12 protein-coding genes are annotated in these 11,876 nt (G+C 35.0%); 3 read left to right on the top strand and 9 right to left on the bottom strand.

Going from position 1 to position 11,876, the window contains the following annotated elements; all coding sequences use genetic code 11:
* Positions 1-22 precede the first annotated feature (22 nt).
* The 5 genes from dnaN to GQ596_RS06020 all read right to left on the bottom strand — a co-directional run bounded on the left by dnaN (position 23) and on the right by GQ596_RS06020 (position 5,744).
* On the bottom strand, positions 23-1,126 hold the full coding sequence (gene dnaN / locus GQ596_RS06040) for a DNA polymerase III subunit beta (RefSeq protein WP_160400787.1): 1,104 nt from the start codon (positions 1,124-1,126) through the stop codon (positions 23-25).
* A 14-nt stretch (positions 1,127-1,140) separates the two neighbouring features.
* A complete protein-coding gene (dnaA, locus tag GQ596_RS06035; RefSeq protein ID WP_160400786.1) occupies positions 1,141-2,499 on the bottom strand; it encodes a chromosomal replication initiator protein DnaA in 1,359 nt (452 codons plus the stop codon).
* 165 nt (positions 2,500-2,664) lie between these two features.
* On the bottom strand, positions 2,665-3,756 hold the full coding sequence (ompA, locus tag GQ596_RS06030; RefSeq protein ID WP_160400785.1) for a porin OmpA: 1,092 nt from the start codon (positions 3,754-3,756) through the stop codon (positions 2,665-2,667).
* 205 nt (positions 3,757-3,961) lie between these two features.
* Positions 3,962-4,870, bottom strand: a complete 909-nt coding sequence (locus GQ596_RS06025) for a recombination-associated protein RdgC (RefSeq protein ID WP_160400784.1) — start codon at positions 4,868-4,870, stop codon at positions 3,962-3,964.
* Between the two features lie 124 nt (positions 4,871-4,994).
* A complete protein-coding gene (locus GQ596_RS06020; protein ID WP_160400783.1) occupies positions 4,995-5,744 on the bottom strand; it encodes a MipA/OmpV family protein in 750 nt (249 codons plus the stop codon).
* A gap of 168 nt (positions 5,745-5,912) precedes the next feature.
* On the opposite strand from GQ596_RS06020, the gene GQ596_RS06015 reads away from it, so the two are divergent.
* From GQ596_RS06015 to GQ596_RS06005, 3 genes are all read left to right on the top strand, one after another.
* Positions 5,913-7,322 (top strand): aspartate aminotransferase family protein, encoded by a 1,410-nt coding sequence (locus GQ596_RS06015; RefSeq protein WP_237398371.1) that lies wholly within the window; start codon positions 5,913-5,915, stop codon positions 7,320-7,322.
* A 69-nt stretch (positions 7,323-7,391) separates the two neighbouring features.
* Positions 7,392-8,441, top strand: coding sequence for a GNAT family N-acetyltransferase (locus GQ596_RS06010; protein WP_160400782.1), 1,050 nt, complete (start codon positions 7,392-7,394; stop codon positions 8,439-8,441).
* Positions 8,438-9,310, top strand: coding sequence for an arginase family protein (locus tag GQ596_RS06005; protein WP_160400781.1), 873 nt, complete (start codon positions 8,438-8,440; stop codon positions 9,308-9,310). The genes GQ596_RS06010 and GQ596_RS06005 overlap by 4 nt, the downstream gene beginning before the upstream one ends.
* Before the next feature lie 74 nt (positions 9,311-9,384).
* Here GQ596_RS06005 and GQ596_RS06000 read toward each other — a convergent pair whose 3' ends face one another.
* The 4 genes from GQ596_RS06000 to GQ596_RS05985 are packed head-to-tail and all read right to left on the bottom strand — an operon-like array spanning position 9,385 to position 11,718.
* Positions 9,385-9,786 (bottom strand): multidrug efflux SMR transporter, encoded by a 402-nt coding sequence (locus GQ596_RS06000; RefSeq protein WP_160400780.1) that lies wholly within the window; start codon positions 9,784-9,786, stop codon positions 9,385-9,387.
* 1 nt (position 9,787) lies between these two features.
* A complete protein-coding gene (locus GQ596_RS05995; RefSeq protein WP_065635406.1) occupies positions 9,788-10,144 on the bottom strand; it encodes an EamA family transporter in 357 nt (118 codons plus the stop codon).
* Complete coding sequence (locus GQ596_RS05990) at positions 10,144-10,977, bottom strand: carboxylesterase (RefSeq protein ID WP_160400779.1); 834 nt, start codon at positions 10,975-10,977, stop codon at positions 10,144-10,146. Before GQ596_RS05990 ends, GQ596_RS05995 begins: the two co-directional genes overlap by 1 nt.
* Before the next feature lie 9 nt (positions 10,978-10,986).
* A complete protein-coding gene (locus GQ596_RS05985) occupies positions 10,987-11,718 on the bottom strand; it encodes an MtnX-like HAD-IB family phosphatase (protein ID WP_160400778.1) in 732 nt (243 codons plus the stop codon).
* Positions 11,719-11,876 lie beyond the last annotated feature (158 nt).

Below are 11,876 nucleotides of genomic sequence, written 5' to 3'. Positions count from 1 at the left end.
CGGAAAATTAAATAAGATTTGATTATAAGCGCATCGGCATAACAACATAAGTGGCAGATTGATTGTTGATATCTTCAATTTGTACACTTGATACCGAATCAGTGAGTAATAGTTGTACGCTATCACATTTCAATGTATTTAATATGTCGAGTAAATAAGTAACATTAAAGCCAATTTCAAGCTCTGATGATTCATATTTTACATCAACAACTTCTTCTGCTTCTTCTTGTTCAGGGTTGTTTGCCGTAATTTTTAGTTGGTTGTTATGAGCATGAAGTCGAATTCCACGAAATTTTTCATTAGATAAGATAGCAACTCGTGATAGGGCATTTCTTAGCTCTTCGCAGGAGACTTCAAGTGGTTTATCTGGATTGCGAGGTAATACCCGTTTATAGTCAGGAAATCTACCGTCAATAAGTTTTGATGTAAAAGTGAAATCACCAAGATTAACGCGTAAGTTGTTATGACCAATTTGCATTGTGATAAGTTCATCGTTATCGTTAACCAATTTTGCCAGTTCAAGTACGCCTTTTCTTGGTAAAATGACCGCATGGGTGGCTTTTGTATTTTGCTCAATGGGTTGAGCACATAACGCTAGTCGGTGTCCATCAGTTGCTACAGTTTTTAGTAGGCCATCTTCAATTTCAAATAACATGCCATTTAAATAATATCTGACATCTTGATTTGCCATTGAAAATTGTACCGCATCAATAAGTCGTTTTATGGTTCTTTGTGGTACTGAAAGATCAACATCACTTTGCCAATTTTCTAAATTAGGAAAATCGTTAGCAGGGAGTGTTGCTAAAGAAAATTTACTACGGCCAGATTGAATCATTAATCGATTATCGTCAACGCTTATCGAAATTTTGGCGTCACTAGGTAGGTTTCGGCAGATATCAAGAAACTTTCTTGCCGGTACCGTAGTTGCGCCAGGTTCGCTTGGTTCGATTAAGGGTAAATGAGAGATCATCTCTATTTCAAGATCCGTTCCCGTCATTGATAGTGTGTTGTCATTAACTTGTAATAATAAATTCCCCAAAATGGGTAACGTCGGACGATTACTCAGTGGGGCGCTGACAAGTTGCAATGGTTTTATCAGTTTTTCACGATCTATAATAAATTTCATAGTATTGATTCTTTTTAAGTTGATAATGTTCTAATTAAATTGGAGTAATCTTCTTTAATTGCATTGCTTTCTTCTTTTAATTCGGCAATCTTTCTGCACGCATGTAATACGGTGGTGTGGTCTCGTCCACCAAAGCCGTCGCCAATTTCAGGTAGGCTTTTGTTCGTCAGTTCCTTGGCGAGCGCCATTGCGACTTGTCGTGGTCTTGCAACTGAACGAGAACGGCGTTTAGAAAGTAAATCTGATACTTTAATTTTATAATATTCTGCAACTGTTTTTTGTATATTTTCAATAGTGACTAGTTTTTCTTGTAAAGCCAGTAAATCTTTTAAAGCGTCTTTAACAAAATCTATGGTAATGGCTTTACCCGTAAAATTAGCGTTAGCAATAACTCGATTAAGTGCGCCTTCCAACTCACGAACATTCGAACGTAGTCGTTTAGCGATAAAAAAAGCGACTTCTTCAGGTAATTTAATATGATTTTCTTCGGCTTTTTTCATTAAAATCGCAACCCGTGTTTCAAGTTCGGGGGGTTCGATTGCAATGGTTAATCCCCAACCAAAACGGGATTTTAGACGATCTTCAACGCCATCAATTTCTTTAGGGTAACGATCTGATGTTAAAATAATTTGTTGATTGCCTTCTAATAACGAATTAAATGTGTGAAAAAACTCTTCTTGGGAGCGCTCTTTATTGGCAAAAAATTGAATATCATCAATAAGCAAGGCATCAACAGAGCGATAATAATTTTTGAACTCTTCAATAGCATTATTTTGTAGTGCTTTGACCATATCTTGGACAAAGCGTTCTGAATGCATGTAGACAACTTTTGCGTTGGCCTTTTCTTCCATTATTTGATTGCCAACTGCGTGTAATAAATGCGTTTTACCTAAACCTGTAGAACCATATAAAAATAAAGGGTTATAAGCTTTGCCTGGGTTTTGGGCCACTTGTTTGGCTGCCGCAACACCTAGTTGATTTGATTTACCTTCTACAAAACTATTAAAAGTGTGTTTATGATTAATACCCGAGCGATAGATATGATTGTGATTTGTTTCTTTTGTTGTTTGCCAAGCAGGTAAAACGTCTGCTTTACGTTGGCTATTTTGTGTTTTTTTATCTTTAGATACGGTTGAACCAACTTCAAGAAATAGTTTCAAAGAGTCATCATTAAAAAGCTTATTTAGTAATTGGGATATCGTAGCTAAATACTTATTTTTTACCCAATCTAACACAAATCTATTTGGTGCATAAATATAGAGTTTATTATCGACCATCTCCGCTTGCAACGGGCGAATCCATAAGTTGAATTCCGTTGTAGGGATTTCTTCTTGTAACTGAGAAAGGCAATCTTGCCAAATTGCGGTAGGCACGGCAACTCCTTCAACTTTTCTTACTAACAATACCGAGAAGCATTATAATCTCTTTTGTGGATAATTTGTAGATCTAAGCCAATATATAATTTAGTTGTTAACAAAAAAGAAGATAAAAAAACCCGGTTTTTAACCGGGTCTTAATGTATAACTAAAAAACAAAGATTATTTTGTTGAACTAGTTACTTGAACTTCTTGAACGTTACGTGCTTTAACTTCAATTTCAACACGACGATCTGGAGCTAAACATGCTTTTAAGTCAGCACCACGAAGTGCATTACATTTAGTACCAGTAACTGGTTGTGTTTTACCAACACCATGAGCACTGATTAAGTTAGCTGGAACACCTTTAGCAACTAAGTATTTCATTACAGTGTTAGCACGTTGTTCTGATAATTTTTGGTTATAGCTATCTGAACCAATACGGTCAGTATGACCAATTACCACTACAGCGCTTTCAGTTGGATTGATTTTAACAAGGCTTGTTAATAAGTTATCTAATGCTTGACGACCTTCAGCTTTTAAGTCAGCTTTTGCATAAGCAAATAATACGTCTTCATTTAATACATAACGTTTTATTTCAGTTTTTAATTCAACTGGAGCTGGTGTATCTAATGTTGCTAAACGGTAAGTAATACCTAAGCTTACAGTACCTGCATCTGGTGATGCATCAGTTTTAGTGTGAATATGTTGAACATATTGATATTCTAAACGAGTTGATAAATCGTCACTTAAACGATAGTCAACACCTAATGCATAAACAGGAGATAAGTCGGTTTCTGTTCCACCACGACCATATTCCGCTCTTGTGTCACCACTATTTTTCCATTTAGCAATAGTGACCATACCACCTGCACGACCATAGATATCTAACCCGTCAACGATAGGGTAGCTTAATTTACCTGTTAAAGATACACCTTGGGCAGATACTTTGCTATGGCCTGCATTGGTTTTATCATCTTTCCAAGTTCTTTTATATTTAGCTGAACCTAACCAATCATAACCTAATTCAAATGCTAAATAAGGATTTGCTTGGAAACCAAGGAAAGCACCACCAGCAACATTGCTACGATTTGAAGTGCTGATTCCAACTTCATCTTTATCAAAGCCGCGAACTTTATTTGCATCTAAACGATAAAGCTCTGACCAACCTAATTTAGCACCTACATAAATAGAGTTGTTATCATATGCTGCATTAGCTGCAGTAGCTGTTAAACTTGCAACTGCGATTGCTAGAGCTAGAGTAGTTTTTTTCATTTTATTGCCTCAACTTATATGTTGTTATAGACGATGTTTAGTTTGTTTGTTTATTGCTTAATAATTTACTTCAATTACTAAATAAAATAACAATTACTTATTTTTATATAATTATGTTGCACATAATCTGTTGCTAGTATAGCACATGTAATAGGCAAATCTATAGATAATGATAGTGCAATGAAAAAATATTTAAATAGTTTTGTTAAATTATTTTATTAATCGTCATATAAAAGTCATTAATGGTATTGGCTAATGAATTAGCCATAATAAAAAAGTCAGCTTCGAGTTTTTTATCAAACTCATCAGATCCTATATCTTCGTTTTCATCCAAAATAATCGAATCAAATTTAATTCGTTTAAAGGTTAAATCGCTATTAACAATAAAGCTAACACCTCTTTCATCAATAATTTTAATTTTAGTGACCCATTTGCCAGAATCGAAATGAACTCGCATTTCTTCACTTGTGATTTCTTGATTTTTACAACTAATAATGCCATTACCTTCAAGTGGATCTTTAAGCTCGGCTTGATCGCCCAATAAAAACGGTGGAAAATTTAGGTTTTCCTTCGTCCATGTGGTCATGATTTGTTCGAGTGGTTTGTCAATCGATAAAGGTGTTAATGCAAGCGAACCAAGCTCTTTGCGTAAAATAGCTAAGATATCTTCGGCTTGTTTAAAGCTACTGCAATCAACAATAATACGTTTATTATTGGTGTCTACCCATAACCAATAGTGGTTATATTTACTAAAAGCCCTTGGCATTAGGTCAATCATAACTTCATCTTTTAAGGTGGCTTTTTCGTTTTTGGTCAACTTTCTACTTAGCGCTTGTTCTTGTTTATCAATTTTTTCTAATAAAGCTTGTTTGATTACAGGAGAGGGCAATATTTTTGTCTCTTTTTTGATGCGTAATAATAAATGTCCTTGCATATCAATAATAAAATCATCTTGATTATTATCATGATAAGGCGAAACCCACCCCATTTTTGTGGTATCTAAATTACCGCATGGTATAAAAGGATGTGATTTAAGTGCGTTTTCAATCGCTTCTTTATTAAGTAATGTATCGTTATTGAGTTGATAAATGATGGCATTTTTAAACCAGAGCATACTTTTCTATTTCCTGAATTTTTTGTGATAGGGAATTTATTTTACCTAAACATTAAACAGCAACCACTGATTATGGCAAGAGGTTATTGTTATCATTTTGTTATTGGGTATAAATCAACATTAATTAAAAGTTATAAGATAACCCCATATAAACTGAAGTGATAGTGCTATTGTCAACCATAGGACTATCTGCTGCATCGCCAGTTAATTTGTCGATATGAATACCGCCAAAAGTCGCTATATTTTGGGTTAATGAATATTGTGCTGCTATTTCGGCGTAAGGTGTTAATGAATTATCTGCATTAAAGTATCGTAATTTTGAACGGGATGATTCTTTATGCGAAACACCATAATAATAATCATTATGTTTACTATTAGCCCAGTTTATACCAATAGACGGTGCTATAACCAAATTATCCTGCATATAAGGGACAGTATAATCGGCATTAACTAAAATACTATTACTTTTGTTTAATACATCGGCGCCGATACTACTAGAAAACCCTCCCCAATTGGTCACAATAGAATATTCTACTTCTGCTAGCAATGTTGAGTGACGGCTATTAAGTTGCTTTAATTGGTGATTATCTGAATTATGTGGTTTAAATTCGTTAGATAAGTAGCGAGCACCAATTGAGACACTTTGGTTATCAGCATTATAAGCATAAACTCCAGCCGATAAATCATCGATAAAAAATAGCTCATTATCATAATCGATATGAGGAATAGGATAATAATTATCGCTATAATTTTTATAAGGTGAATTTGCCCAACCAATGCCTAAACCGAGAGAAGATGGCTCTGCTAAAGCAAACTGGGCTGTTCCTAAAGTGATTACAGATAAAATAGACAGCCCACAAAGTATTTTTTTCATTTTTTATGCCTATCTAAAAGGTGAATGTTTATTAGTAAATTACCCAGATTTAATTGGTTAGCTAATCGTCACAAAATCTATACATTAACTGTACATTGTAACAAACAAATTTCTTGAATAATAATGCCACATTTTATCGTGTTTGAATATGGATTAGTGAGATAAATTATGAGTAAACCAACTTTAGAAATGACTAACAGTCGTCCTGATGATGCTACATTGTTAGCTGACGAAGCTAAATATTGCTCTTTTGGTGATACCGTGCATTATGTTGAACCGCCAAAAATCTTTGATGGTTGTGAAGGTAGCTACATGTATGACAAAGAAGGTAAAGCTTTCCTTGATTTACAAATGTGGTATTCTGCATGTAACTTTGGTTATGCTAATGAACGTTTAAACAATGTTCTTAAAAAGCAAATCGACACGTTACCACAATGTGCTAGTCAATATTTACATCCTACAAAAATTGAATTAGCCAAAACCATTGCCCAAGGTATGGAAAAACGATTTGGTTATGAAGGACGAGTACATTTCAATGTTGGTGGTTCTCAATGTATTGAAGATTCGTTAAAAGTAGTACGTAATGCAACGGGCGGTAAATCGCTAATGTTTGCTTTCCAAGGCGGATACCATGGTCGTACACTTGGCGCTTCTTCAATTACATCAAGTTATCGTTATCGTCGTCGTTATGGTCATTTTGGTGATCGTGCGATGTTTGTTCCATTCCCTTATCCATTCCGTCGTCCTAAAGGTATGACAGCAGAAGAATATGGTGAACATTTAGTGGCTGAGTTTGCACGCCTATTTGAAACCGAATACCACGGTGTTTGGGATCCAAAAGTTGGACAAGCAGAATACGCTGCATTTTATGCTGAACCTTTACAAGCAACGGGTGGTTATATTGTTCCTCCTCGTAATTACTTTAAAGGTCTTAAAAAAGTTTTAGATCAGTATGGTATTTTATTGGTCGTTGATGAAATCCAAATGGGCTTTTATCGCACAGGTAAACTCTGGTCAATTGAACACTTTGATGTTAAGCCAGATGTTGTAGTTTTTGCTAAAGCATTAACTAATGGTCTTAACCCGCTTGGTGGTTTATGGGCGCGTGAAGAATTAATTAATCCTGAGGTGTTTCCAGTTGGTTCAACACATTCAACATTTGCATCAAATCCATTAGGTACGGCAGTTGGTCTTGAAGTATTAAAAATGACTTCTGAAACTGATTACGAAAAAATGGTTATGGATAGTGGGGCTTACTTCCTTGAAGGCTTAAAAACACTTGAGAAGAAACACAAGGAGATTGGCGAAGTTGATGGTTTAGGCTTAGCACTTCGTGCAGAAATCTGTACAGAAGATGGTTTTACAGCCAATAAAGCACTTGTTGACAAAATGGTTGATATTGGTATGTCAGGTGATCTTGATTGGAAAGGTAACAAAATGGGCTTAGTACTTGATATTGGTGGTTACTATAAAAATGTAATTACTTTTGCTCCATCGTTACATATTTCTCGTCAAGAGATTGATCAAGGTATTGAACTTCTTGATCAATTAATTACACGAGCTAAAAAAGAACTTTAATCATTCATTTTAAATCCCCGCCAATATCTATTGGCGGGCTTGCGTGTTACAGTCAATCATATGAACGTTATGAAATACATCAATCAGTTAGAACCCAATGAATTAATAGACAATTTTCTAGAGCATCCCCCGCAAGACTTTTCTGCATGGCTTAGTGAAGATGGTGTGCCTGTTTTTTCAGCAAAGTTTGATCTTTTGACTACGGCTGATGATGATTTCAGACATAAAATTCAGAAGCTGCCTTTTTATCATAAATGGCAACGCTACTTAAAACCCAATACCTGCTTTGTTGGAGCAACTGTTTCTGAATATACGTTATTAAATGATAAAGTTGATGAGAATCAATTATCTGAAAACCTAAAAACGGCTTATGCTAAACAATATCCTTTCTTGATTGTTAAAGATATTCCTGTTTCATCGCCTTTATTGAGTGAAAAAGACAACGACTATTCATTGCGCTTTATTTCATCACTAAAAGCGCAAGGTTTTATTGAAGTTGAAGGGCAAGCATTGGCTTGGGTACCGATTGATTTTAGTGATATAAATGAAGTCTTTTCCCGTTTTTCGTATAGTCGACGTAAAAACTTTAGACGAAAACTAAAAGCACGTGACAAACTAACTATTCATATTTTGCATAGTGGTGATGATTGTTTTTATCAGCAAACGGTTATAGATGAGTATTACCAACTTTATCTTAATGTTTATGAGCAAAGCGAAATACATTTTGATTTATTGACTAAATCTTTTTTTACTCAGCTATTACAAAATAAAACCCAAAATGCACATATTGTGACTTATTCTCATGATGATAAATTGGTTGGGTATAATATTTGTTTTGTGGTTAATAATATGTTAGTTGATAAATATATCGGCATGGTTTATCCACAGGCAAGAGAACTCAATCTTTATTTTGTCAGTTGGTTTGTTAATCTTGAATATGCTTTGCAACAAGGTTTTAGTCACTATATTGCAGGTTGGACAGATCCTGAAGTTAAAGCCTCATTAGGTGCAAAATTTACCTTTACAAAGCATTTAGTTTATATCCGCAATCGATTATTAAGAGCTGTATTACGAAGATTGATTGGTCATTTTGAAAGTGACAAGGAGAAAGTAGCATGACATGTCCTATTATTCTCAACTTTGATCAAAGTGTTGGTAAAATCGATCATGCTAATACAATTGATGTTATTCAGTGGCAAGACGCAATTCGTTTTGGCTGTACTAAAAAGACGTTTAACCAATTTAACAATGTGTTACAGCAATTTTTACCTGAAAGTCATGGTACAGTACTAATGGGTAGCGGTGATTTTCATCATATTTCATTATTGCTTATTGAACGTTTAGCACAGCAATATTCTGCCGATAATCCAATTCAAGTGGTGATTTTTGATAATCACCCAGACAATATGCGTTATTTGTTTGGTATTCATTGTGGATCATGGGTAAGTTATGTGGCGAATTTACCTTTTGTTAGCCATGTACATGTGCTTGGCATTACCTCTCATGATATTGGGATTACTCATTTTTGGGAAAACCGATGGGCACCACTGTTTCATAAAAAGTTGACCTATTGGAGTTTAGATGTCAATGTTGCATGGGCTAAAAAAATAGGCTTAGGGCATAGCTTTCGGCATTTTGCTACACCAGATGATCTTATTGCTAACTTCCTATCGGAACAATATCACAGCGCACAGCCTGTTTATGTTTCGATTGATAAAGATGTATTAAGTGAAGAGGTGATTCACACTAACTGGGATCAAGGTAAATTACAAACTTATCACCTACTTGATACCATTTCGTCAATTAAATCTAGAATTATCGGTAGCGATATTACGGGGGAACTATCAATATGGCAGCCATCAAATTGGTTTAAACGTTTACTTAGTTCGCTTGATAAACAACCTACTATATCACCAAATAACCTTATCAATTGGCAGCAAGAACAGCATCAGCTTAATTTAACCTTATTAAAGGCATTAGCGGCATAAATTTTTATAAAAAAGTTCAGGAAAGTAAGTGTTTAAGTATAAAAATCACCCACTTTCCTTACTATGATTGGAACTTAACTTTGAATATTGTCTGACTCTTGTTTAGATAATTTACTTTCTGCTAACGCTAAAAAGAGAATGCCTGAAACAATTAAAATTGTACCAATTAATTTAAATAATGTAATTGGTTCATGAAATAACCAGATTGAAACCACCATAACGGTTACAACTTCAAAGTGAGATGCCGCAAAAGCAGGCCCTACAGGCGCTTTTTTTAGTAGTGTCATCCAAGTAAAAAAAGTTAAAATATACCCAGCTATTGATATATAAATCCACGGATTAGTAAATACACGAATTAGCCAATCAACACTCATTGCTAATGGTTCTGCGTGCATTGCAGTTAATTTAAAACTACATTGCGCAATGGTGTCAAAAAACAGCAATACAGTGAATCCAATTATATAAAATCTGGCCATATTAAGACATCCCTACAAAAATAACGCCTGCGGTGATTAATAACATACCAATTAAGCGATAGATGGTCAGTAATTCCTTAAAAATCACTCGACCTACTAGCATAATAGTAATGATATTAAATGAAGCAAGTAATACGCCCTGCGAAAGCGGTACTAACGTTAAAAAGGCTAACCATAATAAAAATTCAGCCACATAAGCGATAATGCCAACCCAAATCCACTTATTTTTAGCTAAATCTAACCAATAGTACCAACCATCGCGGTTATTGGGTGCAATGGCAGCAAATTTAAAAGCGACTTGCCCTAATGTATCAAAACAGATATTACTAACCCAAAGAATGATAACTAATGGTGACATTATGCTTTGATTTCCTCTGCAATCTTATCAAAGAATGATGCACATTCTTTGATTACTTCACGGCGTTGGCTATCAATAGTAATTAAATGGTAACTATCATTTAATACCACTAATTTTGTTGGCGCTGATACCGATTTTTCAACTAATTTGGCATTGGTTTCTATATTAGCGATATCATCGTTACCAGAATGCATAATTAAACAGGGTGAAGTCACCTTAGGTAATTGCTTACGCATCTCTTTTGCCAGTAATTGCATTTCGGCAAGTGCAGGGAACGGGTTACCAGCAAGCCCTGCTGATGCCGCATCTCCACTTAACATACTTTCAGAAACCACAGCTCGAATACGCTCGTCTTTAAGCCCGTAAGGTGGTTTTTCAATAAACACTTTCTTTTGGAAAATCCCCAATTTCTTAAAATAAACCAGTAAGAAAAACAGTTTTTTTGCCCAAAATGGCATGCTCCAACCATCATAACAAAATGTTGGTGCTAATACGCCAACACCTTTAATTTGTGCAGGTCTGTCTGCAGCCAACTTTAGTGCCAGTAATGCCCCCATTGATAAACCTGCTACAAATATATTCTCTACATGCTGTGCTAAATAATCAGCCCCATCTTGCACGCTTTTATACCAATCTTGCCAAGTTGTTTTACATAGATCTTCTTCGGTGCCACAATGACCAGCTAATTGAATGGCATAAACGGTAAACCCTGCTTTATTTAAACCATTGGCTAAAATTCGCATTTCATTGGGGGTGCCAGTTAAGCCATGAATCAATAGCACACCGTTTTTATTACCGGGTAGAAAGTAAGATAAATCTTCAATTTTGCTCATTAAAATCCCTTATTCTTTTACCATCATGACAGGAATAACCGTTTGTCGGGCTTGTTTTAATGCATCGGTTACATCTGCAAAGCTGGTGATTTTACGGTGTACTATTTTATTTTTTTCACAATAATTAACGAGCTTATCTTTGGCAAAAACAAAATCAACATTGTGTGATACGCAATAGTCTGACGTACCATCGCCAACATAAAGAATCTGCGTAAAATGCTGTTGTTTTTTGACATGGTTACATTTGCAGTTACCACTTTGCTTGATACAACCTTTATTCGCATAAGGGAACTCTAGGCGCCAACTACGAACATTATTATGCATCAGTTTATTGGCAAAAATAGGTAAATTCTCAATACCATGACGCTTTAAAATAAAATCAATGGCATAATCCAATCCATCACTCACTACGTGAACGGGAATGCTATTTTTTTCGGCGTAATTGATAAACGCTTTAAAATCAGGATCAATTTCAATTTGTGATAAAACGCAATTAAGCTCCTCTAAGCTGGCGTCCATTAAAGCAATTTGTTTGCTCATACACTCTTGAGAGCCAATTTTGCCATTAACCCATAATTCTTCAAGCTCATCACAACCTTCTTGACCAAAATGGCTAAGTAATGTGTCAGTCACATCTTTTACACTAATCGTACCATCGAAATCACACAAAACAATTGGTGTTTGATGTTGTGTATAAGAGGGATGAAAAATAGTGTTTGTTATAGATGAAAAAGTATTCATGTTTGATATAAAAACAGTCTAATTATAGATATTGGCGCAAATTCTCTCATAGAGTGACAATAAACTTTGTAGGCTCTTTGTATATATTTTGTAACGGGGGATAAATTGTCTGTATAATGGCGTATCTTCAGAACAAGCGGTGGTAACTAAAAACAGAT

This window comes from Gilliamella sp. Pra-s60 (assembly GCF_009795755.1).
Lineage (GTDB): Bacteria > Pseudomonadota > Gammaproteobacteria > Enterobacterales > Orbaceae > Gilliamella.
Note: the sequence above shows the minus strand (reverse complement) of the source record. Positions and strands in the feature narration are given on the sequence as shown.

Bases quoted from the DNA above. Each gene is read 5' to 3' on its own strand.
- GQ596_RS06010 (WP_160400782.1), top strand. From the start codon at position 7,392: ATGAAATACATCAATCAGTTAGAACCCAATGAATTAATAGACAATTTT.
- GQ596_RS06015 (WP_237398371.1), top strand. From the start codon at position 5,913: ATGAGTAAACCAACTTTAGAAATGACTAACAGTCGTCCTGATGATGCT.
- GQ596_RS06020 (WP_160400783.1), bottom strand. From the start codon at position 5,744: ATGAAAAAAATACTTTGTGGGCTGTCTATTTTATCTGTAATCACTTTA.
- GQ596_RS05995 (WP_065635406.1), bottom strand. From the start codon at position 10,144: ATGTCACCATTAGTTATCATTCTTTGGGTTAGTAATATCTGTTTTGAT.
- GQ596_RS06025 (WP_160400784.1), bottom strand. From the start codon at position 4,870: ATGCTCTGGTTTAAAAATGCCATCATTTATCAACTCAATAACGATACA.
- GQ596_RS06000 (WP_160400780.1), bottom strand. From the start codon at position 9,786: ATGGCCAGATTTTATATAATTGGATTCACTGTATTGCTGTTTTTTGAC.
- dnaN (WP_160400787.1), bottom strand. From the start codon at position 1,126: ATGAAATTTATTATAGATCGTGAAAAACTGATAAAACCATTGCAACTT.
- GQ596_RS06005 (WP_160400781.1), top strand. From the start codon at position 8,438: ATGACATGTCCTATTATTCTCAACTTTGATCAAAGTGTTGGTAAAATC.
- ompA (WP_160400785.1), bottom strand. From the start codon at position 3,756: ATGAAAAAAACTACTCTAGCTCTAGCAATCGCAGTTGCAAGTTTAACA.
- GQ596_RS05990 (WP_160400779.1), bottom strand. From the start codon at position 10,977: ATGAGCAAAATTGAAGATTTATCTTACTTTCTACCCGGTAATAAAAAC.
- GQ596_RS05985 (WP_160400778.1), bottom strand. From the start codon at position 11,718: ATGAATACTTTTTCATCTATAACAAACACTATTTTTCATCCCTCTTAT.